Annotated in this window: 28 protein-coding genes; 18 read left to right on the top strand and 10 right to left on the bottom strand. The window is 66.7% G+C overall.

Annotation, left to right across the window (positions count from 1 at the left end):
• Positions 1-22 precede the first annotated feature (22 nt).
• A complete protein-coding gene (locus V9K93_RS03040; protein WP_136638358.1) occupies positions 23-748 on the top strand; it encodes an enolase in 726 nt (241 codons plus the stop codon).
• Between the two features lie 69 nt (positions 749-817).
• Here the strand turns inward: V9K93_RS03040 and V9K93_RS03045 are convergent, their stop codons facing one another.
• Positions 818-1,282 (bottom strand): copper chaperone PCu(A)C, encoded by a 465-nt coding sequence (locus V9K93_RS03045; protein WP_337302068.1) that lies wholly within the window; start codon positions 1,280-1,282, stop codon positions 818-820.
• A 34-nt stretch (positions 1,283-1,316) separates the two neighbouring features.
• Here V9K93_RS03045 and V9K93_RS03050 point away from each other — a divergent pair, with 34 nt between their 5' ends.
• From V9K93_RS03050 to V9K93_RS03065, 4 genes are all read left to right on the top strand, one after another.
• Positions 1,317-2,093, top strand: coding sequence for an enoyl-CoA hydratase/isomerase family protein (locus V9K93_RS03050; RefSeq protein ID WP_012510409.1), 777 nt, complete (start codon positions 1,317-1,319; stop codon positions 2,091-2,093).
• 99 nt (positions 2,094-2,192) lie between these two features.
• A complete protein-coding gene (gene tesB / locus V9K93_RS03055; RefSeq protein ID WP_004148214.1) occupies positions 2,193-3,113 on the top strand; it encodes an acyl-CoA thioesterase II in 921 nt (306 codons plus the stop codon).
• A 4-nt stretch (positions 3,114-3,117) separates the two neighbouring features.
• Entirely contained in the window at positions 3,118-3,627 is a 510-nt protein-coding gene (locus V9K93_RS03060; RefSeq protein WP_046988009.1) for a pathogenicity-like protein, read from the top strand.
• Between the two features lie 173 nt (positions 3,628-3,800).
• Complete coding sequence (locus V9K93_RS03065) at positions 3,801-5,018, top strand: RNA polymerase sigma factor (RefSeq protein ID WP_253079759.1); 1,218 nt, start codon at positions 3,801-3,803, stop codon at positions 5,016-5,018.
• Between the two features lie 51 nt (positions 5,019-5,069).
• Here V9K93_RS03065 and V9K93_RS03070 read toward each other — a convergent pair whose 3' ends face one another.
• Complete coding sequence (locus tag V9K93_RS03070; protein WP_136638361.1) at positions 5,070-5,633, bottom strand: EF-hand domain-containing protein; 564 nt, start codon at positions 5,631-5,633, stop codon at positions 5,070-5,072.
• 156 nt (positions 5,634-5,789) lie between these two features.
• Between V9K93_RS03070 and V9K93_RS03075 the strand changes: the two genes are divergently transcribed.
• Together V9K93_RS03075 and V9K93_RS03080 are read left to right on the top strand one after the other, a co-directional pair.
• Positions 5,790-6,545, top strand: a complete 756-nt coding sequence (locus V9K93_RS03075) for an arginyltransferase (RefSeq protein WP_046985248.1) — start codon at positions 5,790-5,792, stop codon at positions 6,543-6,545.
• Positions 6,546-6,583: 38 nt separating this feature from the next.
• Positions 6,584-7,792 (top strand): endonuclease/exonuclease/phosphatase family protein, encoded by a 1,209-nt coding sequence (locus V9K93_RS03080; RefSeq protein WP_046985247.1) that lies wholly within the window; start codon positions 6,584-6,586, stop codon positions 7,790-7,792.
• Between the two features lie 76 nt (positions 7,793-7,868).
• Here the strand turns inward: V9K93_RS03080 and purT are convergent, their stop codons facing one another.
• Positions 7,869-9,056, bottom strand: coding sequence for a formate-dependent phosphoribosylglycinamide formyltransferase (purT, locus tag V9K93_RS03085; protein ID WP_046985246.1), 1,188 nt, complete (start codon positions 9,054-9,056; stop codon positions 7,869-7,871).
• 137 nt (positions 9,057-9,193) lie between these two features.
• On the opposite strand from purT, the gene V9K93_RS03090 reads away from it, so the two are divergent.
• From V9K93_RS03090 to V9K93_RS03110, 5 genes are read left to right on the top strand one after another with little or no spacing between them, the layout of a single operon-like run.
• On the top strand, positions 9,194-10,075 hold the full coding sequence (locus V9K93_RS03090; RefSeq protein WP_004148136.1) for an SPFH domain-containing protein: 882 nt from the start codon (positions 9,194-9,196) through the stop codon (positions 10,073-10,075).
• Positions 10,076-10,120: 45 nt separating this feature from the next.
• The gene (locus tag V9K93_RS03095; RefSeq protein ID WP_004148134.1) at positions 10,121-10,300 is read left to right on the top strand and encodes a type II toxin-antitoxin system antitoxin; all 180 of its coding nucleotides are present in this window, start codon (positions 10,121-10,123) and stop codon (positions 10,298-10,300) included.
• Positions 10,297-10,476: a DUF4177 domain-containing protein gene (locus tag V9K93_RS03100; protein WP_004148133.1), complete on the top strand. Its 180-nt coding sequence runs from the start codon at positions 10,297-10,299 to the stop codon at positions 10,474-10,476. The genes V9K93_RS03095 and V9K93_RS03100 overlap by 4 nt, the downstream gene beginning before the upstream one ends.
• 3 nt (positions 10,477-10,479) lie before the next feature.
• Complete coding sequence (locus V9K93_RS03105; protein ID WP_046985245.1) at positions 10,480-11,073, top strand: PH domain-containing protein; 594 nt, start codon at positions 10,480-10,482, stop codon at positions 11,071-11,073.
• A 9-nt stretch (positions 11,074-11,082) separates the two neighbouring features.
• Positions 11,083-11,892 carry a M15 family metallopeptidase gene (locus V9K93_RS03110; RefSeq protein ID WP_046985244.1) on the top strand — a complete coding sequence of 270 codons (810 nt, stop codon included), beginning with the start codon at positions 11,083-11,085 and terminating at the stop codon, positions 11,890-11,892.
• 496 nt (positions 11,893-12,388) lie between these two features.
• Here the strand turns inward: V9K93_RS03110 and V9K93_RS03115 are convergent, their stop codons facing one another.
• From V9K93_RS03115 to V9K93_RS03130, 4 genes are all read right to left on the bottom strand, one after another.
• Complete coding sequence (locus V9K93_RS03115) at positions 12,389-12,760, bottom strand: DUF423 domain-containing protein (RefSeq protein WP_046985242.1); 372 nt, start codon at positions 12,758-12,760, stop codon at positions 12,389-12,391.
• 104 nt (positions 12,761-12,864) lie between these two features.
• Positions 12,865-13,938, bottom strand: coding sequence for a polyketide cyclase (locus V9K93_RS03120; protein ID WP_046985241.1), 1,074 nt, complete (start codon positions 13,936-13,938; stop codon positions 12,865-12,867).
• Positions 13,939-14,172: 234 nt separating this feature from the next.
• Positions 14,173-14,814, bottom strand: coding sequence for a response regulator (locus V9K93_RS03125; protein ID WP_004148082.1), 642 nt, complete (start codon positions 14,812-14,814; stop codon positions 14,173-14,175).
• The gene (locus tag V9K93_RS03130; protein WP_046985240.1) at positions 14,814-16,010 is read right to left on the bottom strand and encodes a sensor histidine kinase; all 1,197 of its coding nucleotides are present in this window, start codon (positions 16,008-16,010) and stop codon (positions 14,814-14,816) included. The genes V9K93_RS03125 and V9K93_RS03130 overlap by 1 nt, the downstream gene beginning before the upstream one ends.
• A gap of 150 nt (positions 16,011-16,160) precedes the next feature.
• Between V9K93_RS03130 and V9K93_RS03135 the strand changes: the two genes are divergently transcribed.
• Genes V9K93_RS03135 through V9K93_RS03155 form a run of 5 tightly spaced genes read left to right on the top strand, consistent with a single transcriptional unit; the run spans position 16,161 to position 19,181 of the window.
• Positions 16,161-16,757: a GNAT family N-acetyltransferase gene (locus tag V9K93_RS03135; RefSeq protein ID WP_004148078.1), complete on the top strand. Its 597-nt coding sequence runs from the start codon at positions 16,161-16,163 to the stop codon at positions 16,755-16,757.
• Positions 16,703-17,548, top strand: coding sequence for a septum site-determining protein MinC (gene minC / locus V9K93_RS03140; protein WP_046985239.1), 846 nt, complete (start codon positions 16,703-16,705; stop codon positions 17,546-17,548). The genes V9K93_RS03135 and minC overlap by 55 nt, the downstream gene beginning before the upstream one ends.
• Before the next feature lie 35 nt (positions 17,549-17,583).
• Positions 17,584-18,393, top strand: coding sequence for a septum site-determining protein MinD (gene minD, locus V9K93_RS03145; protein WP_004148075.1), 810 nt, complete (start codon positions 17,584-17,586; stop codon positions 18,391-18,393).
• 2 nt (positions 18,394-18,395) lie between these two features.
• On the top strand, positions 18,396-18,656 hold the full coding sequence (minE, locus tag V9K93_RS03150; protein WP_004148073.1) for a cell division topological specificity factor MinE: 261 nt from the start codon (positions 18,396-18,398) through the stop codon (positions 18,654-18,656).
• A gap of 45 nt (positions 18,657-18,701) precedes the next feature.
• Entirely contained in the window at positions 18,702-19,181 is a 480-nt protein-coding gene (locus V9K93_RS03155) for a hypothetical protein (protein WP_295377483.1), read from the top strand.
• A 122-nt stretch (positions 19,182-19,303) separates the two neighbouring features.
• Here V9K93_RS03155 and V9K93_RS03160 read toward each other — a convergent pair whose 3' ends face one another.
• The 3 genes from V9K93_RS03160 to V9K93_RS03170 all read right to left on the bottom strand — a co-directional run bounded on the left by V9K93_RS03160 (position 19,304) and on the right by V9K93_RS03170 (position 24,941).
• Positions 19,304-20,533 (bottom strand): DUF819 family protein, encoded by a 1,230-nt coding sequence (locus V9K93_RS03160; RefSeq protein ID WP_136638364.1) that lies wholly within the window; start codon positions 20,531-20,533, stop codon positions 19,304-19,306.
• A gap of 130 nt (positions 20,534-20,663) precedes the next feature.
• On the bottom strand, positions 20,664-22,742 hold the full coding sequence (locus tag V9K93_RS03165) for a prolyl oligopeptidase family serine peptidase (RefSeq protein ID WP_337302069.1): 2,079 nt from the start codon (positions 22,740-22,742) through the stop codon (positions 20,664-20,666).
• Between the two features lie 234 nt (positions 22,743-22,976).
• Positions 22,977-24,941 (bottom strand): OPT family oligopeptide transporter, encoded by a 1,965-nt coding sequence (locus tag V9K93_RS03170; protein WP_004148011.1) that lies wholly within the window; start codon positions 24,939-24,941, stop codon positions 22,977-22,979.
• 202 nt (positions 24,942-25,143) lie between these two features.
• On the opposite strand from V9K93_RS03170, the gene V9K93_RS03175 reads away from it, so the two are divergent.
• Positions 25,144-26,292: an acetyltransferase domain-containing protein gene (locus V9K93_RS03175; protein ID WP_046985249.1), complete on the top strand. Its 1,149-nt coding sequence runs from the start codon at positions 25,144-25,146 to the stop codon at positions 26,290-26,292.
• Positions 26,293-26,349: the final 57 nt, after the last annotated feature.

A 26,349-nucleotide genomic window follows, 5' to 3' on the forward strand; every position in this document is an offset into this window, starting at 1 on the left:
CGATCCCGTTCAAAGGACTGACATGATCCACCAGACTGAACTGCGCGACCTGCTGCCCGGCATGGTCCCCTTCCCCACCGACGTCTTCACTGCCGACCAGGCCTGGCTCGGCCAGCACCTGCTGCCGCTGCTGAAGATCGACCTGGGCGTACTGCGACCGGAACTGGCCGGCCAGGTGGCAACGATGCTGTGCCCGATCGAGCCGTATGACGGCTGCATCGGCGAGACCACCGAAGAGCACCACAACGCGTTCACCGGCACCAACTGGATCGCCTTCGAGCTGACCGCTTGCAACGAGATGCGCTTCCTCGGCAACGAGGGTTATTTCATCGGCGATGCGGTGCAGGACAAGGATGCGCAGGAGCACATCGCGCAGATGCGCGAGAGCTACGCCAAGGCCCGCGATTACCATGCCACGCACGGTCGCCTCGCCTGCTACTCGCGCTACGGCAAGGGTGAGCCCAGCGAGCGCGATTATCTGGATACGCTGGGGGGACAGATTTCCTGCGGCAACTGGATCGAGACGGCTGACATCCCGAGCGCCTTCACTCTGGAATTCACCGACGCCGCCAACGACCGGCATGCGCCGGATGATGCGGAGCTGGCAATCATCCGCCGCGATGGCAACACGTTCTTCGCAGTGGCCGAAGTGGCCGGCTACAACTGGTGCGCTACTGGCGCCGATGCGATCGTGATGCTGTACGAGCCGGTAAGCCGCACGGTGCTGTTCTCGTACGACTGGTCGTAAAGCCTCACCGCGCTACGCGCTCGCCGGGCATGGCCCGGCGGAACGGGCAGCGCATCACGGGGCAGCGCATCACGGGGCAGCCTTGCGCACGGTCAGCGTCGCGCTCGCTTCACTGCCGCCTTCCAGTTGCAGCCGCAGCGGCAGCGCCTGGCCTTCCTTCAACGGGCCCTTGCCCTGCATCAGCATCAGGTGCAGGCCACCGGGCTTGAGTTCGGCGCGCGCGCCCGGTGCCAGCGGCAGGCGCTCGATCGCGCGCATCCGGCTGACGCCATCGACAATCGTGGTCTCGTGCAGCGACACATCAGCGAAGCCGCTGCTGGTCGCCCCGGTGATCGCCACCGCCTTGCTGCAGCCGTTGTGGATCACGCCGTAGCCGGCGGTCATCGGCATCGCCGGGTTCGGCGGCAGCCGCGCCCAGCCCTGCTCCACCTTGACGCAGTCCGGTGCCGCCGCCGACGCCGACGCCGACGCCGACGCCGATGCTACGGCCGCACACAGAACCAACAGTACGCCAACGAATGGTTTGGTTATCATCGCCCAGGTTCCTTCTTCGCAACGAGACCGCAGCATGACGACGCTCATCGAGGTGATCAACCATGGCCCCATCCGCGAACTGCGCCTGGCGCGGCCGCCGGTCAACGCGCTGGACACCGAACTGTGCCGGCAGTTGATCCATGCCATCGAGCTGGCCATGGCTGAAGACGCGCACGGCATAGTGCTGTCGGGCAGCGAGCGCGTCTTCACGGGCGGCATGGACGTGCCGCACCTGCTCTCGCATGGCGATGACAAGCACAAGCTTCTGGACACCTGGAACGCTTTCTTCGGCGCCGTGCGCACGCTGGCCGAGAGCCGCATTCCTGTGGTCGCGGCGATCACCGGCCACGCGCCGGCCGGTGGCTGCGTGCTGGCCCTGTGCTGCGATTACCGGGTGATGGCGCGCAGCGCCGATCCGTCGCGCCCGTATGCGATCGGCCTGAACGAAGTGCAGGTGGGCCTGATCGCGCCGGAGGGCATCCAGCGCCTGCTGCGCCGCGCAGTCGGCGTGCACCGCGCCGGCGTCCTGCTGACCACCGGTTCGCTGGTGCCTGCCGAACAGGCCGTGCAGATCGGCCTGGTCGATGAACTGGCCGAGGGCGACCTGGTGGTGGCACGTGCGGTGGCCTGGCTGCAGAACCTGCTCAAGCAACCGCGCCAGCCGATGCTGCTGACCCGCGCGATTGCCCGTGCCGACCTGCACGTGGCGCTGCAACCGGACCTGATCCAGCTCGACCGCTTCGTCGAGGCCTGGTTCGCCCCGGATGCGCAGAACGCCCTGCAGGCGCTGGTCGCCCGGCTGGGCAAGTAACGGTCGCCCGCGCCCGGGGTGGCGCCCGGGGTCAGATCCCTTTCGCAATGCGAAAGGGATCTGACCCCTGACCGGTATAATCGGGCCTTCTTCATTGCTGTGGCCGCCCCCTTGAACGACACGCCCGAACCCGTCGTCTCCGAGCTGATCGACCTGCTCACCCTGGAGCGGCTGGAGGACAACCTGTTCCGCGGGCAGAGCCGCGACATCGGAACCAAGTACGTGTTCGGCGGGCAGGTGCTGGGCCAGGCGCTGGCTGCGGCACAGGCCACGGTCGACAACGGCCGCCACGTGCACTCGCTGCACGCCTACTTCCTGCGCGCCGGCAACATCGACCACCCGATCGTCTACGACGTGGACCGTACCCGCGACGGCGGCAGCTTCTCGGTGCGCCGGGTCACTGCGATCCAGCACGGCAAGGTGATCTTCTTCTGCGCGGCCTCGTTCCAGCAGGCCGAAACCGGTGCCGAGCATCAGCACAAGATGCCCGAAGTACCGCAGCCGGAAGACATCGAGCCGAACCGCCCGCTGCCGGCTGAAGTGCTGGAACGGCTGCCGATCAAGGTGCAGCGCTGGCTGTCGCGCGGCGGCCCGTTCGAGTTCCGCCATGTCTATCCGCGCGATGAACTCAATCCGCCCAAGCGCCCGCCCTACCACCAGGTGTGGCTGCGCCTGAGTGAGCCGGTCGGCGATGCGCCCGAGCTGCACCAGGCGCTGCTGGCCTATGCCTCGGACTTCCACCTGCTGGGCACCGCCACGTTCCCGCATGGCATCAGCTACTACCACCCGCACGTGCAGATGGCCTCGCTCGACCACGCGATCTGGTTCCACCGCCCGTTCCGCGCCGACGACTGGCTGCTGTACTCGCTGGACAGCCCCAGCGCGCAGGATTCGCGCGGTCTGGCCCGCGGCCAGTTCTTCACCCGCAACGGCGTACTCGTCGCCAGCACCGCGCAGGAAGGCCTGATCCGCGTCGTTCCCGACCAGGCAGCAGCGGCCGCCGTGCCGGCCAAGGATTGATCCGATGCGTCAGATTTTCAGCAGCCAGCGCGTGGAAACCGTCGAAGGCGTCGCCGAGCTCCTGCGCGAGCATGGCATCGAGGTCAAGGTGACCAATGGGCGCTCGTACAAGACCCGTCGACGTGGCCAGTTCAGCTATACCGAACTGGGCAACGCCAACGCCTACCCCGCTGTGTGGATCGTGCGTGCCGACGACCAGCCGCGCGCCCGCGAGATCCTGCGCGACGCACGCCTGCTCGACACCACCCGCCGCGATCATCCCACCGCCGAGTTCGCTTTCCGCGATGACGTCGCCGCCCCCAGCGGCGGCCGCGGCTGGGCCTGGCGCATCCGCATCGGCCTGCTGGTGATCATCGCCGGCGTGGCGCTGGTGATCGGCCTGCGCCATCGGGGCGCCCCGGCGCCGGTCGCACCGGCCGCTGCCCCGCAGGCCCAGCCGCAGCCGACGCAACCGGCCCCGCAGGCGGCACCGGAAGAGGAAGAAGTGCGGGTCCGGATCCAGCCCGCAAAGTAACCGGGTGCGGTAGCGCCGGGCCATGCCCGGCGAGCGCAGCGGCCTGCATCAGCAGCCGTGTCGCCCTGTAGAAGGGCCGCCGGCATGGCCCGGCGCTACCGTGACAAATGACCGGTCACAAACCGGCACGCGGCTCCGTCATGGGACACAATCCCAGCAGGAGAGCCGCCGCCATGACGACCTTCGCCGCATCGATCGACCAGACCCTGGAACGCGAACTGCCTGCGGCCGCTGGCGGCTGCCAGCATGCCTATGGCCGCATCGTGCTGGCCTGCCAGAACACGGTCACCGCCATCGCGCTGGCCATTACCCGCGACCGCCAGGCCAGTGAGGACATCGCCCAGGAAGCGTTCGTGAAGGGCTGGCAGCAGCTGCATCAGCTGCGCAGCTCGACCAGCTTCCTGCCCTGGCTGCGGCAGATCACCCGCAACCTGGCCCGCGACTGGCTGCGCGCGCAGCGCGGCCGGCCACTGACCGGCGAGGCGGCCGAAGTGGCACTGGGCATGGCCGCCGATCCAACCCCGGGGGCCGCCGACCGCCTGCAGCGGGTGGAAGAAGAGATCGCCGCCGAGGACATCATCTCCGCCCTTCCCGCCGACAGCCGCGAAGTGCTGTTGCTGTACTACCGCGAAGGCCAGCGTTCGCAGCAGGTGGCCGACCTGCTCGGGCTCAGTGATGCGGCCGTGCGCAAGCGCCTGTCGCGCGCCCGCGCGCTGGTGCGCGATGGCCTGCTGCAGCGCTTCGGCGAATTCGCCCGCAACAGTGCGCCGAGCGCGGCATTCGCCACCGCCGTGGTGTCGATGGTGCTGGTGGCCGCGCCCGGCACGGCCAGCGCCGCGATCCTGCTCGGCACCGGCGTCGGCATCGGCGGCAGCAAGCTTGGCCTCGGCGGCGCCAGCGCTGCGGGCGGAACCGCGATGGGCTCGTTGACCGCCACGCTGGGCCAACTGCACGTGCTGCCGGCCGAAAGCTGGGGGGCGGTCATTGGCGGCGTGGTCGGTGGTGCGATCGGCAGCTATCTGGGCGGACGCTTCCTGATGTCGTACACCGAAACGGCGTCCGAGCGCGCCGACGTGCGCCGCTTCCTCTACCTCAACATCATCACGGGCATGTTCTGGTGCCTGGCGATCCTGCTTGCGGTACTGCTGCAGACACCGGTCTGGGCACAGCTGACGGTACTGGCCGTGGGCCTGGGGGTGGTCAACTACCAGTGCCTGGTGCCGCTGCAACGGGTGATGGCACCGATGATCGCGCGCGATTCGGCACGGCGCGGGCGCACCGGGACCAACTGGAAGTACGAATCCATGTATGGCCGCACCGGCATCATCGCGATGAACCTGATGGTCATCGCGCTGGTGCTGTATTCGCTGGCACGCAGCGGCCGCCTGTAGCGGACAACGCCGGCAGTGCGCCGGCGTTGTCGTCGATCATTGCAATGAAACTCAGCGCTGCGGCTTCGGCGCGGCACCGTCACGCGGGCCGCCGTGGCGCGGGCCACCGTGCATCGGGCCCTTGGCGGCATCGAACTCGGCCTTGCTCAGCTGGCCATCCTTGTTGGTGTCGGCGGCGGCGAACCAGGCATCACGATGCTGCTTCATGCGCAGCTCGCGGTCAGCCTTGTCCAGGTAACCGTCCTTGTTGAGGTCGAGCTGATCGAAGCGCGCGGCCAGGCGCGGATCGGCCTTGGCTTCCTCGCGGCTGATGCGGCCGTCCTTGTTGACGTCCAGCTTGGCCCAGCGCTCACCGCCGTGGCCACCGCGGCGACCATGCTGCCAGCGCGGCAGCTCATCGCGCGAGAGCTTGCCGTCCTTGTTCTTGTCCAGCTCGTCGAACTTCGCGGCCAGGCGCGGGTTGGCAGCGGCCTCGCTGCGGTCGATGACGCCGTCGCCGTTGGTGTCCAGCTTGGCCGGGCGCTGCGCCGGCGTGGTCGGGGTGTCGGCCGCGAGCGCGATACCGGTAGCGGAAGTGCCGAGCAGCAGGGCCAGCAGCAGGGGGGTACGGATCATGGGGTCACTCCTGGGGATGGGGATTGCGTCGGGGTGATCACTTCACCCTCGGGAGACAACAACGCCCGGGCGCGACATCGGTTGACGCCGCTGCCGATTCCATTCATCCGGCGGACAGTCGCCGCCACTGCGACAGGCTGGGGCTATGCTGTGCCCATGGCGATTCACGGCGACAGAGACGACGAACTGCGACTTTTCCAGACCGGCGAGCACCCCTGCGGGTACTGGTCGGACCGGGCGGCACGCGACCTGGTGCTGGACCCGCACGACCGTCGTCTCGGCGGCCTGTACCCGCTGGCATTGAGCTGGGGCTTCCGCCGCAGCGGCGACCTGGTCTACCGCCCGCACTGCGCACACTGCCAGGCCTGCGTGGCGGTGCGTATTCCGGTGGCTCGCTTCGCCCCCGACCGCAGCCAGCGCCGCTGTGCCGCCCGCAATGAAGACCTGGAAGTGCGGATCACCGCCGCCACCGCCCGCGACGACCTGTTCGCGCTGTATCACCGCTACCTCACCCATCGCCACGCCAATGGCGGCATGGATGACCACGGCCCGCACGAGTTCGAGCAGTTCCTGATCGGCAGCTGGTCACACACCCGTTTCATGGAAATGCGCCTGCCGGGCCAAGATGGCCAGCCCAGCCAGCTGCTGGGTGTGGCGGTGACCGACGTCACCGAGCATGGCCTGTCGGCGGTCTACACCTTCTTCGACCCGGACCATGCCGCGCGTGGGCTGGGCACCTTCGCGATCCTGCAGCAGATCGAATGGGCCCGCCGCGAGGGCCTGCCGCACGTGTACCTGGGCTACTGGATCCGCGGGCATCAGAAGATGGACTACAAACGGCGCTATCGACCGCTGGAAGCCTACGACGGCCGCCGCTGGCACGATTTCGACGACGAACTGGACGGACGCTGACAAACCACTGACACCGGGCCGGGTGCACAATACGGCGCATGAACCTCCGACCCCAGATCCTCGCCCTGGCCCTGCTCTGCGGCGCCACCGCCCCCGCCTTCGCCACTTCCCCTGCGATGACCGAAAAGCCGTCCGCTGCGCTGCGCCTGGCCACCTACAACACCTCGCTGTACTCCGATGAGACCGGTGGCCTGATCAAGGAGCTGGAAGGCGACAGCGAGCACGCGCGCAAGATCGCCGCGGTGCTGCAGCAGGCGCGCCCGGACCTGGTGCTGCTGAACGAATTCGATTTCGACGACGCCCACCGCGCCGCCGACCTGTTCCAGAAACGCTACCTGGAAGTGGCCCAGCCCGGCGGCGGCAAGCCGCTGCACTTCGCCTACCGCTACCTGGCCCCGGTCAACACCGGCGTGCCCAGCGGCCTGGACCTGGACAACAACGGCGTGGTCGGCGGCGAAGGCCGAGGCCGCGGCAACGACGCGTGGGGCTACGGCCTGCATCCAGGCCAATACGGCATGCTGGTGCTGTCGCGCTACCCGATCGATGAAGCCAAGGTGCGCAGCTTCCAGCTGCTGAGGTGGAGTGCGATGCCAGGCGCGATCCGCCCGGTCGATCCGCGCACCGGCAAGAGTTTCTACAACGACCACGTGTGGTCGCAGCTGCGGCTGTCGTCGAAGTCGCATTGGGACGTGCCGGTGAAGACCCCGGCCGGCGTGGTGCACGCGCTGGTCTCGCACCCGACGCCGCCAGTGTTCGATGGCCCGGAAAAGCGCAATGCCGCGCGCAACCACGACGAACTGCGCCTGTGGCAGGAATACCTGTCCAAGGGTGACAAGCCGTGGCTGTGCGACGACAAGGGCCAGTGCGGCGGCCTGGCGCAGGACGCGCGCTTCGTGATCCTCGGCGACCTCAACAACGACCCGGTGGATGGTGATGGCCGCCATGAGGCGATCGTCGAACTGATCGAGAACGCCCGCGTGCTGCGCTACCCCACCCCGCGCAGCGTCGGTGCCGAACAGACCAGCCTGGCCTATGCGGCCAAGGGCATCGAGCGCAAGGGCGCACCGTTCCACGCCACCGGCGATTTCGGCCCGAAGTCCGGCACCATGCGCCTGGACTACGTGCTTCCCTCGACCGGTTTCGAGTACATCGGCAGCGGCGTGTTCTGGCCGGCCAATGAAAGCCCGGAAGCGAAGATCGCCGACGGCAGCGACCACCACCTGGTGTGGGTGGATGTGAAGCCGTAACCGGTGTCGGTGGGTACCGACCAACGGTCGGTACCCACCGAAATGCGGTCGCCGGGCATGGCCCGGCGCTACCGGTTTACGGGCGCAGTTCGACGCCGATGGCGTCGGCAGCATCACGCGCGATGGCGCGCGCTTCGTCGATGGTTTCCGCGCGCGCCAGGGTCACGCCCACGCGGCGGTGACCATGCACGCTCGGCTTGCCGAACAGGCGCACGGCGGTATCCGGCACCTGCAGTGCGGCGGCGACGTTGTTGAAGTACGGCACGCCCTCACCATGCGCCAGCAGCGCGCACGAGGCCGACGGTCCGCTCTGGCGGATCACCGGAATCGGCAGGCCGAGGATGGCGCGCGCGTGCAGCGCGAACTCGCTCAGTTCCTGCGATACCAGCGTCACCAGGCCGGTGTCGTGCGGGCGCGGCGACACTTCGCTGAACCACACCTCGTCGCCCTTCACGAACAACTCGACGCCGAACAGGCCCCAGCCGCCGAGGTCATCGGTGATCGCACGCGAGATCTCTTCGGCACGCGCCAGCGCCTTGCTCGACATCGGCTGCGGCTGCCAGCTCTCGCGGTAGTCGCCGTCCTTCTGCAGATGGCCGATCGGCGCACAGAACGAGGTGCCACCGGCATGGCGCACGGTCAGCAGGGTGATCTCGTAATCGAAGTCGATGAAGCCCTCGACGATGCAGCGACCGGCACCGGCACGACCACCGGTCTGTGCGTACTCCCACGCTGGGGCGATGTCCGCCTCGCTGCGCAGGGTGCTCTGGCCCTTGCCCGAGGACGACATCACCGGCTTGACCACGCACGGCAGGCCGATGGCAGCCACGGCTGCACGGTACTCGGCTTCGGTATCGACGAAGCGGTACGGCGAGGTCGGCAGGCCCAGGGTTTCGGCGGCGAGGCGGCGGATGCCCTCGCGGTCCATGGTCAGGCGTGCGGCGCGTGCGGTCGGGATCACCCGCAGGCCCTGCTCCTGTTCCAGCTGCACCAGGGTCTCGGTGTGGATGGCCTCGATCTCCGGCACCACCAGGTGTGGCTGCTCTTGGGCGATCAGCGCACGCAGGGCCATCGCATCCAGCATGTCGATCACGTGCGAGCGGTGCGCCACCTGCATGGCCGGGGCATCGGCATAGCGGTCGGCGGCGATCACTTCCACGCCCAGCCGCTGCAGCTCGATGGCCACCTCCTTGCCGAGTTCGCCCGAGCCCAGCAGCAGCACGCGGGTGGCAGAGGGGGACAACGGAGTTCCAAGCTTGGCCATGGCGGTTCCAGCAGCAATGTGAAGGCGGGGGGGCATTCTAGCTGGCCGGGCACCCAGGCCATGGCATCCGACGAACGGTCGCCCTTATGTGATATCACTTTGATATCTTCATTTCGAACCCTCAAGGACGTACCGCCATGAAAGAGAAGTCGCTGTCTTCCCTCAACGGCCTCGGCACGCTGGCCGGCGCCCTGCTTGTCGCCCTCGCCGGCGGCGCCCTGTTCGTACTGGGGGTGGCAGCCAAGGCCAGCACCGGCTCCCCGAACCTGCTGCTGATGCTGGTCGGCATCCTGGTGGCGGCGCTGGCGATCTTCGCTCTGGCCGGCCTGTACACGGTCCAGCCCAACCAGGCGGCCGTGCTGAGCCTGTTCGGCAAATACGTGGGCACGGTGAAGGACAACGGCCTGCGCTGGAACAACCCCTTCTACAGCAAGCGCCGGGTCAGCCAGCGCGTGCGCAATTTCGAGAGCGGCAAGCTGAAGGTCAACGAGCTCGATGGCAGCCCGATCGAGATCGCTGCGGTGATCGTGTGGCAGGTGGTCGATGCGTCTGAAGCGGTCTACAACGTGGACGACTACGAGAGCTTCGTGCACATCCAGTCCGAATCGGCGCTGCGTGCGATGGCCACCAGTTACCCCTACGACCAGCACGAAGAAGGCCAGCTCGCGCTGCGCAGCCACGCCAGCGAGATCTCCCAGCACCTGAAGAACGAACTGGCCGAGCGCCTGGCCGATGCCGGCGTGCAGGTGATCGACGCACGCATCAGCCACCTCGCCTACGCCGCCGAAATCGCCCAGGCGATGCTGCAGCGCCAGCAGGCCAATGCGGTGATCGCCGCACGTACGCGCATCGTTGCCGGTGCGGTCGGCATGGTGGAGATGGCACTGGCCGAACTGCAGAAGAATGGCGTGGTGCAGCTGGATGAGGAACGCAAGGCGCACATGGTCAGCAACCTGTTGACCGTGCTGTGCTCGGACCGCGGCACCCAGCCGATCGTCAACGCCGGCTCGCTGTACTGAGCCACCCTCGCAACGGGGCGCCCCACCGCCCCGCCAGGAGCCCCCATGAGTGAGAAGAAAGCCTATCCGCTGCGCATCAATGCCGAGGTCCTGGCCGCGGCGCAGCGCTGGGCTGATGACGAACTGCGCAGCCTCAACGCACAGATCGAATACGTGCTGCGCGACGCGCTGCGCAAGGCAGGACGCCTGCCCAAACCCAAGGCATCGCCGGAGGACAAGGAATGAGCAAGCGCTGGAGCTACCAGACGATCGAGGTCAAGACCTCCATGATGGGCGTACTCAAGGCCGAGGATGTCCAGGCCGAGCTGGGCCGGCAGGGCCAGCTGGGCTGGGAACTGGTCAACATCATCATCCCCGCGCCGATGCGCCCGGCCATGCTGGTGTTCAAGAAGGAATCCTGAGCCATGAGCGGCAGCGATCCGAAACCGTTTGAAGTGGCCGAGAGCTCGCCACTGCGCGTGCTCTGGGTGGTCCTTCCATTGCTTGCGGCGTTCGTGGCCTGCGTGTATGCGCAGTTGTACAAGGCACCGGCCACTGCACCCTGGATCGAAGTGACGCTCTCCCCGCCCTGGTTCCGGATGGGTGGCAGCGCAGCGTGGAGCCTGGTGGTGATCGCGCTGATGGGCATCGGGCTGGGCACGGCCTTCTTCCGGCGCCGGGTGGAACTGGCCGGTGACGTGCTGGATGTGCGCTCGACGATGTACCGTCGGCGTGTGCCGGTGGCACAGCTGCGGCTGGACCAGGCCGAGGTGGTCGATCTCAGCCGTGATCGTCGCTATGGCATCCGCTTCAAGACCAACGGCTATTCGATGCCCGGCTTCCATTCCGGCCATTTCCGCCTGCAGGGCGGTGGCAAGGGTTTCGCGCTGGTCACCGACCGTGCACGTGTTCTCGCTCTTCCGGTCAGCGATGGCAGCACGCTGCTGCTCAGCCTGGACCGGCCGCAGGCGCTGCTCGATGCCCTGCGCAAGGTGGCCGCCACCGCGCTGCCGCAGTAAGCTGGATCGATGCACCGCACCACGCCGCTGTTGATCAATACCGAAGCCATCGAGTTGTGGCCCGCCAACCTGCTGCGCGCGCGCAGCAACCTCGATGCACGCCTGCTGGCGCGTGCGCGCTGGGTGCTGCGACGCAAACGCGATGGCCGCTACCTTGCGGCGGTACTGGCGCATGGCGTGCACTCGCTGGTACCGAGCCTGCCGCGCGAGCCCGGGGTCGAGGAAGCGCTGGCGCTGCTGGACGCGGCAGTGGCACGCCCGTTCGGCGCTGCGCTGGAAGAGCAATGGCTGCCGCTGGCCGGGCTGCAGCATCGCCTGCAGCAGCTGGGTCTGGATGCACAGCGCTATGCAGACGACAGCGGCCTTCCACTGGAACCCGAGCCCTGCCTGTTGCACTTCGCCGGCCGTGATCGTTTCGCCCGCCCGTTGTGGCTGCGCCGCGGTGCCGCGCAGGGTTGGCGCCGCATGCGCCTGCACGCCGCGCGGGACGGCATTGCGCTGGACGCGATCTCCGGCTTCCGCAGCCATGCTTACCAGCTGGGCATCTTCGAACGGAAGCTGGCGCGCGGCTTGAGCGTGGCGGAGATTCTGAAGGTCAACGCCGCGCCGGGTTTCAGCGAACACCACAGCGGCCACGCTCTGGACATCGGCACACCGGGCGATGCGCCGGCCGAAGAATCGTTCGAAGCCACCGACGCGTTCGCGTGGCTGCAGGCACATGCCGGCGAGCATGGTTTCCACTTGAGCTACCCGCGCGACAACCCACACGGGATCGTCTACGAACCGTGGCATTGGTGCTGGGGACCGGCCAACGGCTGAGCCCCTCGTGGCGGCCGCAAGGCGAACTCCATGGAGCTGTCCGGGCGAATGGGCTGCGCAGGAGACGCAGTCAATACGTCCCTGTAGGCTCGGGCGCCCCATCCATGGCGCTTGCGCTCCTGCGCAACCCACCCGCCCGGCCACGGACAGATTCCGCGTGCGTCCGCCACGGAATGGAACAAGAGAGCACAGGCAGAAGCGGGTCGCCTTGCTCGAAGCCTCTATAACGGATCAGCACGCGGCTGTTGGGTCCGCCTTCAAGCGAGCCGAGCACCGCAGGTCCGGCGAGGGCGAAGAGGTGCGGGTGTCTGAGCGCAGCGAGTTCCCGCACCGCCCCTCGACGGGCCGAGGAGCACAGGGCACCGGTGCGCAGCACCGGCTCGCCGCCGGCGGCGCGTTTCTTTTGGTTACTTTTCTTTTCGCGCGAAAAGAAAAGTAACGCCCATGAACGGTGCAGATCGCATCAGCATGGATTGAAGCGACAATCTCGACTCAGTTACCGCCTCAACGCATTGATCGCCAGCAGCACCCATCCGGCCATCATGCTGGTGCCACCGATCGGCGCCAGCCGCGTCGGCCACTGCCACAACGCGCCGCCCACCAGGCTGCCGGAAAACAGCAGCACGCCCAGCAGCAGCACGTACAGCGCCAGGTGCGCGATCGCGCCCTGCGCACGTGGCCCCAGCGCCACCAGCACCGCGCCATGCGCGAACGCATACAACGCCGCCATGTTCAGATGCTGCTGCGCCAGCGGATCGGCAACACCGTGCGAAGCATAGGCGGACAGACCGATCGAAGCCGCCGCCAGCAACGCCCCCAGACAGGCCAGCAGCGAGGGCTTACGTGCGCGTCGTTCAACATTGAACATGACTGCTCCTTGCGCAGCGCCCGATGCCGGGCGCGGGATGAAAAAAAACGCGCCGCAGGAAGCGGCGCGTTTTCGTGTCCAGCACTACATGGGTCAGCCGAGGCTTACTTGACGGCCCAGTAGATGTCGTACGTGGCTTCCGGAGTGAACGACTTGTCGAGGCCGTCCTTCCAGGTTTCGTACGGACGGTCGATGACTTCGTTGCCCGAGGTCACGGCCCAGGCACGCAGGCCGCTGCGCGCCACGTCCAGACCCGCCATGTGGCCGGTGTAGGCCGCATGTGCCGAACGGTGCGGAGCAACGTGCACGTACTTGACCGGAGCACCGCCGTCGATCTTGACGGTCAGGGCTTCAGCAGTTGCACCTTCAGCACCCTTCTTCTTCACCGGCTGGGCGATGTCGAAGGCGTACTTCTCAGCACCGAAGTCGGTGGTGATGATGCGGAACGGGCCGGCGGCTTCGAGGCCATTGGCCTCCATCACGCGCTTGATCCACTCCTGGTTGTCCTTGATGGACTTGGTGATGCTGTCCTGGCCGCGGTCCACGTTACCGGCGTTGACGACCAGCAGGTCTTCAGCCGGCACATCGACGATGGCCAGATCGGTCAGCGGGGCTTCCGGGGTGCGGTAGTCCACGTTCGGAACGCTGGCCAGCATGTTGGCCATGCGCGACAGGCCCATCTTGATGTCGTCGCCGATCTGGCGGCTGACATAAAGACCGGCGTAACGGCCGAACAGGTCGAAGCCGTACTTCACCGAGTAGTCCTGGGTGATCTTGACGTTGCGACCGCCCTTGCCGGTCGGCTCCAGGGTGAAGGTGGTGACCTTGTCGTGACCCTTGGTGGCGTCGTCGATGTTGATCACAACACGCTTGTTTTCCTCGGCTTCGGTGATCTTCCAGGAACCGGTGCCCAGGTCCTTGGACGTGAAGTCGAGGGTGGCACCGGTACCGGAGACCGGGCCGGACAGCTTCAGTTCAACGGCGGGATCGCGCAGTACCAGCGGGTTCCAGTCCTTGAAGCGGCGCAGACTGCTGACCGTGTCGTACACGATCGTCATCTTGCGGTTGGTCTCGATGCTTTCGGTGATGTGACGCTCGCCCGGCAGACATACGCCAATGATGACGAACAGGCCAGCCACGATCCCCAAGGCGATCAGGAACTCGATAATACGGGTCATTCAGAGAGTCTCCGGGGCCGATCCCACGGCCGGGTTGATTGAAGCGAAGCGCCAATCCTAGCAGGCTTCGCGGGCATTGTTTATCGGGATTGGCGCACCGGTTTCCCTGCCGGCTGCGTATTTGTATGGACAAAGAATTCGAAGGGTAACGCATACCGGTGCCCGGCATGTAGGGGTCAACCCCGGCCAGGGTCCGGGGTTGCGGTCCAAGTCGTTGTCCGGGAACGATTTTCCTCAGACCAGCTGCAGTTCGAACGCCTTCAGTACGGCACGCGTACGGTCGCGGACGCCCAGCTTGGAGAGAATGTTGGACACGTGGTTCTTGATCGTGCCTTCGGCCACGCCCAGCGAATTGGCGATCTCCTTGTTGGAGAAACCACTGGCCATCAGCCGCAGGATCTCGGTCTCGCGGTCGGTCAACGGATCCGGGCGATCCAGGCTGACGAAGTCGTTGCGCATGTGCTCCAGGCCGGACAACAGGCGCTGGGTCACCGCCGGCTGCACCAGCGAGCCCCCGTCGGCCACCGTGCGGATGGCGCCGACCAGCTGTGCCAGGGTCACGTCCTTGAGCAGGTAGCCCTTGGCACCGGCCTTGAGCCCGGCCAGCACCAGCTGATCGTCATCGAAGGTGGTGAGGATGATGGTCGGCGGCAGTTGTTCCTGCCGGGACAGCATCTGCAGCGCCTCCAGCCCGGACATCACCGGCATGCGCATGTCCATCAGCACCACGTCCGGGCGCACCTGCGGGATCAGCTCAACCGCCTGCCGGCCATCGCCGGCTTCGGCCACCACTTCGATACCGTCGTCGAGCGCCAGCAGGGAGCGGATTCCCTGCCGCACCAGGGTTTGGTCGTCGACCAGGCAGACGCGAATCATCAACGCACTCCTTCAGGAACCTTGGTAAGGGCGGCCACCAGCACCGTTGCCGGCACCGTCGCCCGCAGGCGGAAGCCTTCGCCGGGACGGGTCTCGACCTGCAGCTGGCCACCACATTGTTGCAGGCGCTCGCGCATGCCGCGCAAGCCATTGCCGACATTGACCATTTCCGCGCCGACACCGTCGTCGCGGGCCTCGATCACGACCCGGTCGGGGGCTTCACGGTACACCTTGATCCACAGGTGGCGCGCACCGGCATGGCGCACGGCGTTGGTGATGATCTCCTGGGTGCAGCGCAGCAGTACGTGGGCCCGCTGCGGGTCCTCCACGTTCAGCGAGTCCTCGATCTCCAGCTGGATGTCCAGCGAGGGCACGTTCTCGGTCAGCGGCCGCAGCGCGGCAGCCAGGTCGATGGCACCGGTCTCGCGCAGTTGGCTGACCACCTCGCGGACGTTGCCCAGCAGCAGCTTGGCCAGGCCATGCGAACGCTTTACATGCTCCAGTGCCTGGCCCTCGGCCAGGTGGCTGGCCACTTCCAGGTTCAGGGTCAGCGCGGTCAACTGGTGGCCGAGCAGGTCGTGCAGCTCGCGCGAAATGCGGGTGCGTTCGTTGACCCGGGCACTTTCAGCCAGCAGGGCGCGGGTCGCGCGCAGCTCCGCGTTCAGCCGGCGCTGCTCGTCGCGGGCCTCGGTCTGCTGGCGGGCGACCAGGCTGGTCACGAAGATGAACATGGAGAAGCCGCCGTACAGCAGCGACTGCATCACCGCCTCGAACAGCGGGAAGCGCAGCAGCATGTAGTAGACCGGGGCCACCGCCAGCTGGCTGACCAGCAGCCACAGCACGCCCAGCCGCACCGACAGCATCCAGGGAATGACCCCGGCGGCGACCATCATCAGGATGCTGCCCAGGCCCGATCCACTGAGGAAGCTCACCGCCAGCGCCGAGACGGTCAACAGCAGTAGCAGCCCGCGGTCCAGCCAGGTGGTATGGCTGTCGCTGCGCAGAATGCGGGTCAGCCAGTAGTAGGCGGTGCCGAAGGACAGATAGGCGACGAACAGCAGGATCGCCCAACCGCCCATGTCGTTGCGGCTGTGCAGGTTCTCGAACTGCGAATACGCCAGCGGCAGTCCGACCATGACCCAGGTGAACAGGCCGGCCAGGCGGAGGACGCGTGTATGGCTGAGGACTCCCAACATGCCAGCACTCTACGGGCCCAGCCTGCGTCCCGCACCCCACGGAAGTCATGCCCGCCCGGTCGCCTGTTCATGCCGCAGCCCACCCCGGGCATGCAATAATCGTGCGCAGGGTCCTTTGATGGACCAACCGCGTTACCCCACGGAGTCACAATGTCGATTGTCATCCGCGACGTGCGCGAGCACGAGCTCGATTCCGTCCTGGCTTTGAACAACAACGCTGGCCTGGCCATCCTTCCCCTGGATGCGGCACGCCTGCGCCTGTTCTATGAAACTGCTGAATATTTCCGCGTCGCCGAGCGCGACGGCAACCTGGCCGGCTTCCTGATCGGCTTCGGCAGCGACAGCCAGCACGACAGCAGCAACTTCGCCTGGTTCAAGCAGCAACTGGACACCCCGTTCTTCTATATCGACCGCATCGTGGTCGCCAGCCGCCGTCGCGGCGGTGGCGTCGGCCGTGCGTTCTATGCCGACGCGCAGAGCTTCGCCGAGCTGCGCTATCCGCAGATGACCTGCGAGGTCTTCCTCGACCACGGCGCCGATGCCGCCCTGCTCTTCCACGGCAGCTTCGGCTTCCGCGAGCTGGGCCAGAACACCATGCCGCACGTCGATGTGCGCGCCAGCATGCTGGCCAAGGAACTGTGCAGCTACCCGTGGGTCCAGGAGACCTACGGTGACAAGCTGCCGGATGTGGCATGGACACGTGCCCGGCAGCTGCCGGCACAGGCACAGCGGCCGACGGGGACCTGAGCGTGGCGGTGAATTTCGATTACGAACAGGCCGGTGAACTGAAGATCGGCCAGGTGGGCATCGCCAACCTGCGCATCCGCACCCTTGATGTCGAGCGCCTCGTACAGGAAATGCACGAGCGCGTGACCCGCGCGCCGAAGCTGTTCGGCCGCGCGGCGGTGATCCTCGACTTCGGCGGCCTCAGCCAGGTGCCGGACGTGGCCACCGCGCAGGCGCTGGTCGATGGCCTGCGCAGTGCCGGCGTGCTGCCGGTGGCACTGGCCTATGGCACCAGCGCGGTCGACCTGCTCTCGCAGCAGCTCGGACTGCCGCTGCTGGCCAAGTTCCGTGCCCAGTACGAACGTGCCGAGGCCGAACCGGCTCCGCCACCGCCCGCACCGGAACCGCGCCGGGCCGCGCGCGCCGAACCGAAGCCGGCACCGGCCACGCCGGTAGCCAAGGTCGCCGATGCGGCCGCACCGCAACCGGGCCGCATGCAGCTGGGCAACGTGCGCTCGGGCCAGCAGCTGTACGCGGAAAACTGCGACCTGACCGTGATGGCCACCGTCGGCGCTGGCGCCGAAGTCATCGCCGACGGCAGCATCCATATCTACGGGACCCTGCGCGGCCGCGCGCTGGCAGGGGCCCAGGGCAACACCGCGGCACGCATCTTCTGCCGTGATTTCCATGCGGAACTGGTCGCCATTGCAGGCCACTACAAGGTACTGGACGATGTCCCGGACACCCTGCGCGGCAAGGCCGTGCAGGTGTGGCTGGAACAGGACCAGATCAAGATCGCTGCGCTGGACTGACGCAGCACCCAAACAGAATCATCAGGAGAAGTCCTTTGGCTGAAATCATCGTAGTCACCTCCGGCAAGGGCGGCGTCGGCAAGACCACTTCCAGCGCAAGCCTGGCCTGCGGCCTGGCACGGCGCGGCAAGAAGGTGGCGGTGATCGACTTCGACGTCGGCCTGCGCAACCTCGATCTGATCATGGGCTGCGAACGCCGCGTGGTGTACGACTTCGTCAACGTCGTGCACGGCGAAGCGACCCTCAAGCAGGCCCTGATCAAGGACAAGCGCTTCGACAATCTGTACGTGCTGGCTGCCTCGCAGACCCGCGACAAGGATGCGCTGACCCAGGAAGGCGTGGGCAAGGTCCTGAAGGACCTGGCCGCCGACGGCTTCGACTACATCATCTGCGACTCCCCGGCCGGCATCGAGAAGGGCGCCTTCCTGGCGATGTACTTCGCCGACCGCGCCGTGGTCGTGGTGAACCCGGAAGTGTCCTCGGTACGCGACTCGGACCGCATCATCGGCCTGCTCGACTCGAAGACCCACAAGGCCGAGTCCGGCCAGGACGTGCCGGCCTTCCTGCTGCTGACCCGCTACACCCCGGTGCGCGTGGAAAGCGGCGAGATGCTCAGCATCGCCGACGTCGAGGAAGTGCTTGGACTGAAGGCGATCGGCGTGATCCCCGAGTCGGGTGACGTGCTCAACGCCTCCAACAAAGGCGAGCCGGTCATCCTGGATGTCGAGTCCGCTGCCGGCCAGGCCTACGACGACGCCGTCGCGCGCATCCTCGGCGAAGAACGCCCGATGCGCTTCACCAACGTCGAGAAGAAGGGCTTCTTCAGCAAGCTGTTCGGAGGGTAAGCATGGGCCTGTTTGATTTCCTCAAAGCGAAGAAGACCACCGCCGAAACCGCCAAGAACCGCCTGCAGATCATCATCGCGCAGGAACGCAGCAACCGCGGCGGTCCCGATTACCTGCCGCTGCTGCAGCGCGAGCTGCTGGAAGTGATCAAGAAGTACGTCAACATCGACGTCGATGCGGTGAAGGTCGACCTGGTCAAGGATGGCCAGCACGATGTGCTGGACATCTCCGTGGCGCTGCCGGAAGGCCCGGACAAACCCTGACCCCTGCCCCGCCCGTGCCTGCATGGGCGGGGCTGCATGACCTGCATGACCGACACCACGCCCGAACCGAACGTCACCCGCGTCGGCGATATCGCCTTCGCCGATGCGCAGCGCCTGCTCGCCGCACACGACCTGCGGCTGCACCGGGTCGCCGCCGGCGCGCCGATTCCCGGCAGCTACTGGGGCGAGCCCGAGGCCGGCATCATCGCCAGCGACGTGTACGTGCGCGATGACACGCCTGTGCACTCGATGCTGCACGAGGCCTGCCACCTGATCGTGCTGCCGCCCGAGCGCCGCGCGCAGGTGCATACCGATGCCACCGACTCGGTGCCCGAAGAGGACGCCACCTGCTACCTGCAGATCGTGCTGGCCGGCCACCTGCCCGGTGTCGGCAGCGAACAGCTGATGGCTGACATGGATGCGTGGGGGTATACGTATCGGTTGGGATCTACGAAGGCGTGGTTCGAGCAGGACGCGGAAGACGCGAAAGCATGGTTGATCGAACGCGGGTTGCCGGTAGCGTGAACCACCGTGAACCGGGGTCAGATCCCTTCGTCCTGAATCATCGGTAGTGCCGGCCGCTGGCCGGCAACCTCATGAACCAGTGAAGCATCACCTGGTTGCCGGCCAGCGGCCGGCACTACCCATCAACCCTGCCCCGCCAGCGCGCGCAGGGTGATGCCGACGATGTAGGCCAGGTAGGTGCCGGTGGCATAGCCCATCGTGCCCAGCAGCACACCCACCGGTGCCAACGCCGGATGGAACGCGGCCGCCACCACTGGCGCCGACGCGGGTCCGCCGATATTCGATTGCGAACCGATGGCAAAGTAGAAGAACGGCACTTTCAGCAGCTTGCCCAGGCACCACAGCAGCACGATGTGCACGCTGATCCAGATGATGCCAAGCAGGAACAGCCACGGGCGGTCCAGCAACGCCAGCAGATCCATCTGCATCCCGATGCAGGCGATCAGGAAATACAGCAGCAGCGAGCCCAGCCGCGAGGCACCCGCGCCTTCCAGCGTGCGTGCGCGGGTGAAGCTCAGGCTCAGGCCCAGCGTGGTCGACAGTACCACCACCCAGACAAACGGTGCGTCCAGGCTGAACTGCGAGGCCCAGCTGACGTTGAGCTTGAACCATGCCGCCAACGGCGCACCGATCGCATGCGAGAGGCCGACGCCGCCGAAAGCCACCGCCACGATCAGCATCAGGTCGGTCAGGCTGGGAATGCGCTCGTGTTCGGCCTGGAAGCGCGCGATGCGCTCCTTCAGCTCATCGATCGCCGAGGTATCGGCACCACTGCGCGCGTCGATCTTCGCCGCGCGCCCAGCAAGGAAAATGAGCGCCGCCATCCACACATAGCCCACGCCGACATCGACCACCGCGAACTGACCAAACGTGGTGGCGTTGACGTCGAACACTTCGCGCATCGCCAGCATGTTGGCACCGCCGCCGATCCAGCTGCCCGCCAACGCGGCCATGCCGGCCCAGGTATCGCCGGCCACGGTTTCCGGATGCACGGCGCGCATCAGCAGGAAGGCCACCACCGCACCGAGCATGATGCTGGCCGAAGCACCCAGATACATCAGTACCAGCTTCGGGCCGAGCCGCAGGATGCCCTTGATGTCCACCGCCAGGGTCAGCAGGATCAGCGCCGCCGGCAACAGGATGTCGCGCGCGATCGGGTTGTAGAGTTTGGTGTTCTGGCCGTCGATCAGGCCGACGGTGTTGTAGATGCCGGGAATCAGGTAGCACAGCAGCAGTGCCGGCACGAAGGTGTAGAAACGCTTCCACAGCCCCTGCTCGCGCGAGGCGGTCCAGAACACGGCGCCGAGGGTGGCGGCGATCAAACCGAAGACGACGATGTCGTTCTGGATCATGCAGGTGCTCTGGGTAGTGCCGGTCGCTGGCCGGCAATCTCGTTCAGGTGGGAAGCAGCAAGCGGTTGCCGGCCAGCGGCCGGCACTACCAGAAAGCAGAGCGCCGCCCCGGAGGGCGGCGCTGCAGTCATCAGTTGCCGATGTGCTGCTTCAGCCAGGCATTGACGGTGTCATGCCACAGGATGCTGTTGTTCGGCTTCAGCACCCAGTGGTTTTCATCCGGGAAGTACAGGAACTTCGATTCGATGCCCTGGCGCTGGGCGGCGGTGAACGCGGCCAGGCCCTGCTCGACCGGGATGCGGAAGTCCTGCTGGCCGTGGATGACCAGGATCGGCTTCTTCCAGTCCGCCACGTGGTTGACCGGGTTGAACTTCTCGTAGTTCGCGGCCTTCTGGTACGGCGTGCCGCCCTGCTCCCACTCGGTGAACCACAGTTCTTCGGTGGCGTAGCCCATCATGCGCTGGTCGAACACGCCGTCATGGTTGACCAGGCACTTGAACGGGCTGTTCCAGTTGCCGGCGATCCAGTTGACCATGAAGCCGCCGTAGCTGGCGCCCAGTGCACAGGCCTTGTCGCCGTTGAGGAAGGAGTACTTCTTCAGCGCGGCGTCCCAGCCCTTCTGCAGATCTTCCAGCGGGCGGTCGCCCCAATGCTGGCTGATCGCATCGGTGAACGCCTGGCCGTAGCCGGTGGAACCGTGGAAGTCGATCATCACCACGGCGTAGCCCTGGCCGGCGTAGGTCTGCGGGTTCCAGCGGTAGCTCCAGCCGTTGCCGAAGCTGCCCTGCGGGCCGCCGTGGATCAGGAACGCAACCGGGTAGGACTTGCCTTCCTGGTAGTTGTGCGGCTTGACCACATAGCCGTGGACGGTGTCGTTGTTCCAGCCCTTGAACTCGAACTGCTCGTAGTCGCCGAAGGACACGTCCTTCAGCACCTCGCCGGCGGCGGGGGTCAGCGCGCGCAGTTCACCGATGGCTTCGCCTGCGGTCGGCAGCAGACCCACCAGCACCTGGTCGTTGCTCTTCAGACTGTTGCGGGTGATCGCCACGCTGGTGCCGGCCACGTCCACCGAGGTCACGCTGCCGTCGCCGATCAGCTTGGTGGCCTTGCCGCTGGCCACGTCGATCTGGAACAGCGGGTGTTCGCCGAGGTCATCGGCGGTGGTGTAGATGCTGCTGCCATCGGCGGACAGGGTGATGCCGCCCGCCGAACGATCCCACTGCGGCGCGATCTCGCGGGTCTTGCCGCTGGACACGTCCATCGCCATCAGGCCGAAACGGTCGGCCTCGAAGCCCGGGCGCTTCATCGCACGGTAGAACAGCGTCTTGCCGTCGGCGCTGAACACCGGGCCGGCATCCCAGGCGGGGTTGGAGGCGGTCAGGTTGACCGGTGCCTGCTTGCCCGCAGCGTCGAAGCGGTACAGGTCGAAGTTGGTCGACCACGGCTCCTGCTTGCCGGCCACGCGGATGCTGGCCACCACGCTGGCGCCATCCGGCGACCACGCGAAATCATCGTTGCCACCAAACGGCTTGGACGGCGCATCACCATCGATGGTCGCGCTCAGCGCCGAGGCGCCCTTGACCGCACCGGCCTTGCCTGCCGGCAGCGGCGCCACGAACAGCGTGTTGCGGCGGCCGTCGTTCCAGGTATCCCAATGGCGCACGAACAGCGAATCCCACACCTGGCCGCTGGCCTTGGCGTCCTTCTTTTCCTTCAGCTTCTTTTCGGTGCAGGCCAGGTCCGAGGCGCAGGCCTGGAACACGCCGGCACTGAACAGCACGCGGTCGTCCTGCGGCGACACGTGGTAGCTGTCCACGTCCACCGGGAAGTCAGTCAGCTGGCGCGGGGTGCCGCCGCTGATCGGCTGCGCGTACAGCTGCTGGCTGCCGTTCTTGGCGCTGAGGAAGTACACGGTCTGGCCATCGGCCGACAGCGACGCCGAGTTGACGTTCCAGCCGGCCGGGGTGATCTGCTTCGGCGGCGCTGCATCGCGGGTACGCAGGTTGCGCGCGAACAGTGCGGTAGAGGCCTTCAGGTTGGCGTCCACGCTGCGCTTGGCGAACACCACGGTGCCGCCGTCTGCGGTCAGTACCGGCGCGGAAACGCGGTCCATGGCCACCATGTCGCGGACTTCCAGGCCACGGGCAGCGGCAACGCTGGGCAGGGCAGCCAGCAGGCTCAGTGGCAGCAGGGCATGATGCAGTTTCATCGGGGTCTCCGCAGGACGGCAAAAAACCGATGTTAGGCCCGTGCGGGCGGGCCTGCCAAGGCCATCGGTCATGGCCGCGGCTGAGCTGCCGCCAGAAAAAGCAAACCGCGCCGTAGCGCGGCTTGTCGGAGGTCGGGGTCGGATCCGATTCCATGGGAATCGGCTCTGACCCCAGACGCTGCCAGCATGGGGTCAGAGCCCTTCCCTGCGGGAAGGGATCCGACCCCATGGCCCTTACGCCACGGCGCGCTTGCCGGTGCGGTAGATCAGCCAGCCGACCAGGAACAGCACGGCCAGGCCGATCCACTGCGCGGCCGGCAGGTGGAACGGCACGGCCAGCACGTCGGCGCGACTGCTGACCACGATCGGCACGGCGATGGCGATACCCATCAGTGCCTCGCCGGTGATCAGGCCGGCAGCGAACAGCACGCCCGGCTTGTGCACGCGGTCGCGGCCTTCTTCATCATCGGCGCGCACCTTGTGGAAACGCTCGACCAGGTAGGAGATCAGGCCGCCGAGGAAGATCGGCACCATCAGCTCCAGCGGCAGGTAGATACCGATCGCGGCGGCCAGCACCGGCACGCGGAAGCGCGCATTGCGCGACTTGAGCCAGCTGTCGAAGGCGATGATGGCCGCACCGACCACTGCACCGATGCCGATGAAGGTCCACGGCAGTTCACCACCGAACAGGCCCTTTGCGACCGAGGCCATCAGGTTGGCCTGCGGCGCGGCCAGCGCGTTCGGGTGCAGCTCGGACTTGACGCCGATGCCATAGGCGGTGGCCAGCAGGTTCAGCACCGGGGCCATGATCAGCGCGCACGAGAATGCGCCGATGCCCAGCATCAACTGCTGTTTCCAAGGGGTCGCGCCGACGATGTAACCAGCCTTCAGATCCTGCAGGTTGTCGCCACCGACGGCGGCGGCGCAGCACACCACCGCACCGATCATGATTGCGGCCACCGCACCCAGCGGTGCGCCGAAGGCACCCACCGGCTGCAGGCCATCCTTGCCCAGCAGCAGCACCAGCACCGCCGAAGCAAACAGGATGGTGGAGATGGTGATGCCCGAGACCGGGTTGTTGGACGAACCGATGAGGCCGGCCAGATAGGCCGACACCGACACGAACAGGAAGCCGGCGACGATCATGATCAGGGTCATCGGGATCGACACGTGCCACTGGCCGACGATGGCCTGGTACAGCGCCAGCAGCGGCAGGGTGAACACCACCAGGGCCACCAGCATCCACTTCATTGGCAGGTCGCGTTCGGTGTGCGCCAGTACCGGACCACCGCTCTTGCGGGCAGCGGCAAAGCCACTCTTGACCCCGTTGAGCAGCGACTTGCGCAGCGAGATCAGGGTCCAGATGCCGCCGATCAGCATCGCGCCGACACCCAGGTAGCGCATCTTCGCGCCCCAGATGGCGAACGCCGCCTCGGTGGAGGATGCGGTAGCGACCGAGGCGGCCAGGCCCGGATCGGTGTTCATGAAGAACGCCTGGTAGATCGGAATGGCGATGTGCCAGGTCAGGATCGAGCCGGACACCACCACGATGCCGACGTTCAGGCCGACGATGTAGCCCACGCCCAGCAGCGCCGGCGACAGGTTGGTGCCGATGAAGGCGGTGACCTTGGAGCTGCCGACGTAGGCCGAGGTAGCCCAGGCATCGGGAATCAGGCGCATGCCGCTTTCCGCGGCCAGCTTGACGAAGGCACCGATCACCGCCGACAGGCCGAGGATCTTCAGGCCCGGGCCCGGGTTCTCACCGGCCTTGAGCACTTCGGCCGCGGCCTTGCCTTCCGGGAACGGAAGCGGGTCTTCAACGATCATCGAGCGCCGCAGCGGCACCGAGAACAGCACGCCCAGCAGGCCACCGAGACCGGCGATGCCCAGCACCCACCAGTACTTGAAGTCCGGCCAGTAGCCCATGATCACCAGCGCGGGGATGGTGAAGATGACACCGGCGGCGATCGACGAGCCAGCCGAGGCACCGGTCTGCACGATGTTGTTTTCAAGGATGGAACCGCCACCCAGCAGGCGCAGCACGCCCATGGAAATGACCGCGGCGGGAATCGCGGTGGCGATGGTCAGGCCTGCGAACAGACCGAGGTAGGCGTTTGCGGCCGACAGCACCACCGCCAGCACGATGGCAAGGACCACCGCGCGGAAAGTGAGCTGCTTGGGCGCAGCGTCATGGTTCATGAAAGCCCCTGCTGGCAAAAAATCCCTGCCACGCTAGCGTTCAGGCTCCGGCAAGTCCAGCGTGCCAAAGGATGGGGCCCGATGCTGCGGTGCGATGGACCCGCACATGCACGGGCAACCGACCGATGCAGCAAAGCCGGAGTGGGCATGAACTCAATTGATATGTTATATCTTTCTGTTGCCCCTTCACATCCTGCATCGCATGCCCCCTTCCCCCGCCCCGCGCCTGGCCTCCATCGACCAGCTGCGCGGCACCGTGATGCTGCTGATGCTGCTCGACCACGTCCGCGAGACCTTCTTCCTGCAGTACCAGGTCAGCGACCCGATGGATGCGTCCACGGTCTCTCCCGCCCTGTTCGCCTGCCGCCTGCTGGCCCACCTGTGCGCGCCAGCGTTCGTGCTGCTCACCGGCCTGTCGGCCTGGCTGTACGGCCAGCGCCAGCCGGATCCACGACGGGCCACGGCCGCCTTCCTGCTCAAGCGCGGCCTGTTCCTGGTGGTGCTGGAACTGACCCTGGTCAACTTCGCCTGGACCTTCCAGCTGCCGCCGGACACGTTGTACCTGCAGGTGATCTGGGCTATCGGCCTCAGCATGATCGCGCTGGCCGGCCTGCTATGGCTGCCGCGCCCGGCCTTGCTGGTGCTGGCAATTGCGCTGGTGGCCGGCCATGACCTGCTCGACGGCGTGCGCGTGGAAGGCAATGGCGCGCTGGCAGTACTGTGGAAGGTGCTGCACCAGCGCGACTGGATCGAGGCCGGGACACTGCGATTGCGCACCTCCTACCCGGTGCTGCCGTGGATCGGAGTGATCGCCCTGGGTTACCTGATGGGACCGTGGTTCGCCCGCGAGCGCGCGCCGGAGCAGCGGCGGCGCTGGCTGTTCAGGGCCGGTGCGGGGGCGCTGGCCCTGTTCGCATTGCTGCGCTTCGCCAACGAATACGGCGATTCCCCCTGGCAGTACCAGACCACCGCGCTGCGTACCTGGCTGAGCATCTTCAACCTCACCAAGTACCCGCCGTCGCTGCAGTTCCTGCTGTTGACGCTGGGCGTGGGCCTGCTGCTGTTGCGCCTGTACGAATGGCCGCCGTTGGCACGTGCGCTGCAGCCATTGGCCGATATTGGTGCAGCACCGATGTTCTTCTACCTGCTGCACCTGTATGTGCTGAAGGGGCTGTACCTGGCGGCGCTGGCGGCCTGGGGCCCGACCCACGGCGAGCTGTATGCGCTGGATTCGGTCAGCGGCCTGCTGCTGGTGGCCTGTGCACTGGCGGTGGTGATGTATCCGCCGACGCGGGCGTTCGCGCGGTTCAAGGCACGAAGGCGCGATCTGGCGTGGCTGCGGTACCTGTGACTCCGTTCGCCGGGCATGGCCCGGCGCTACCGGGTGCGGCGCCGGTTACGGGCCTAT

Source organism: Stenotrophomonas sp. CCNWLW162 (assembly GCF_037203745.1).
Classification (GTDB): Bacteria; Pseudomonadota; Gammaproteobacteria; order Xanthomonadales; family Xanthomonadaceae; genus Stenotrophomonas; species Stenotrophomonas maltophilia_AQ.

What these genes read in the sequence shown, in the direction of transcription:
- V9K93_RS03040 (WP_136638358.1), top strand. Translation starts at nt 23, where the DNA reads ATGATCCACCAGACTGAACTGCGCGACCTGCTGCCCGGCATGGTCCCC.
- V9K93_RS03045 (WP_337302068.1), bottom strand. Translation starts at nt 1,282, where the DNA reads ATGATAACCAAACCATTCGTTGGCGTACTGTTGGTTCTGTGTGCGGCC.
- V9K93_RS03050 (WP_012510409.1), top strand. Translation starts at nt 1,317, where the DNA reads ATGACGACGCTCATCGAGGTGATCAACCATGGCCCCATCCGCGAACTG.
- V9K93_RS03060 (WP_046988009.1), top strand. Translation starts at nt 3,118, where the DNA reads ATGCGTCAGATTTTCAGCAGCCAGCGCGTGGAAACCGTCGAAGGCGTC.
- V9K93_RS03065 (WP_253079759.1), top strand. Translation starts at nt 3,801, where the DNA reads ATGACGACCTTCGCCGCATCGATCGACCAGACCCTGGAACGCGAACTG.
- V9K93_RS03070 (WP_136638361.1), bottom strand. Translation starts at nt 5,633, where the DNA reads ATGATCCGTACCCCCCTGCTGCTGGCCCTGCTGCTCGGCACTTCCGCT.
- V9K93_RS03075 (WP_046985248.1), top strand. Translation starts at nt 5,790, where the DNA reads ATGGCGATTCACGGCGACAGAGACGACGAACTGCGACTTTTCCAGACC.
- V9K93_RS03080 (WP_046985247.1), top strand. Translation starts at nt 6,584, where the DNA reads ATGAACCTCCGACCCCAGATCCTCGCCCTGGCCCTGCTCTGCGGCGCC.
- purT (WP_046985246.1), bottom strand. Translation starts at nt 9,056, where the DNA reads ATGGCCAAGCTTGGAACTCCGTTGTCCCCCTCTGCCACCCGCGTGCTG.
- V9K93_RS03090 (WP_004148136.1), top strand. Translation starts at nt 9,194, where the DNA reads ATGAAAGAGAAGTCGCTGTCTTCCCTCAACGGCCTCGGCACGCTGGCC.
- V9K93_RS03095 (WP_004148134.1), top strand. Translation starts at nt 10,121, where the DNA reads ATGAGTGAGAAGAAAGCCTATCCGCTGCGCATCAATGCCGAGGTCCTG.
- V9K93_RS03100 (WP_004148133.1), top strand. Translation starts at nt 10,297, where the DNA reads ATGAGCAAGCGCTGGAGCTACCAGACGATCGAGGTCAAGACCTCCATG.
- V9K93_RS03105 (WP_046985245.1), top strand. Translation starts at nt 10,480, where the DNA reads ATGAGCGGCAGCGATCCGAAACCGTTTGAAGTGGCCGAGAGCTCGCCA.
- V9K93_RS03110 (WP_046985244.1), top strand. Translation starts at nt 11,083, where the DNA reads ATGCACCGCACCACGCCGCTGTTGATCAATACCGAAGCCATCGAGTTG.
- V9K93_RS03115 (WP_046985242.1), bottom strand. Translation starts at nt 12,760, where the DNA reads ATGTTCAATGTTGAACGACGCGCACGTAAGCCCTCGCTGCTGGCCTGT.
- V9K93_RS03120 (WP_046985241.1), bottom strand. Translation starts at nt 13,938, where the DNA reads ATGACCCGTATTATCGAGTTCCTGATCGCCTTGGGGATCGTGGCTGGC.
- V9K93_RS03125 (WP_004148082.1), bottom strand. Translation starts at nt 14,814, where the DNA reads ATGATTCGCGTCTGCCTGGTCGACGACCAAACCCTGGTGCGGCAGGGA.
- V9K93_RS03130 (WP_046985240.1), bottom strand. Translation starts at nt 16,010, where the DNA reads ATGTTGGGAGTCCTCAGCCATACACGCGTCCTCCGCCTGGCCGGCCTG.
- V9K93_RS03135 (WP_004148078.1), top strand. Translation starts at nt 16,161, where the DNA reads ATGTCGATTGTCATCCGCGACGTGCGCGAGCACGAGCTCGATTCCGTC.
- minC (WP_046985239.1), top strand. Translation starts at nt 16,703, where the DNA reads ATGGACACGTGCCCGGCAGCTGCCGGCACAGGCACAGCGGCCGACGGG.
- minE (WP_004148073.1), top strand. Translation starts at nt 18,396, where the DNA reads ATGGGCCTGTTTGATTTCCTCAAAGCGAAGAAGACCACCGCCGAAACC.
- V9K93_RS03155 (WP_295377483.1), top strand. Translation starts at nt 18,702, where the DNA reads ATGACCGACACCACGCCCGAACCGAACGTCACCCGCGTCGGCGATATC.
- V9K93_RS03160 (WP_136638364.1), bottom strand. Translation starts at nt 20,533, where the DNA reads ATGATCCAGAACGACATCGTCGTCTTCGGTTTGATCGCCGCCACCCTC.
- V9K93_RS03165 (WP_337302069.1), bottom strand. Translation starts at nt 22,742, where the DNA reads ATGAAACTGCATCATGCCCTGCTGCCACTGAGCCTGCTGGCTGCCCTG.
- V9K93_RS03170 (WP_004148011.1), bottom strand. Translation starts at nt 24,941, where the DNA reads ATGAACCATGACGCTGCGCCCAAGCAGCTCACTTTCCGCGCGGTGGTC.
- V9K93_RS03175 (WP_046985249.1), top strand. Translation starts at nt 25,144, where the DNA reads ATGCCCCCTTCCCCCGCCCCGCGCCTGGCCTCCATCGACCAGCTGCGC.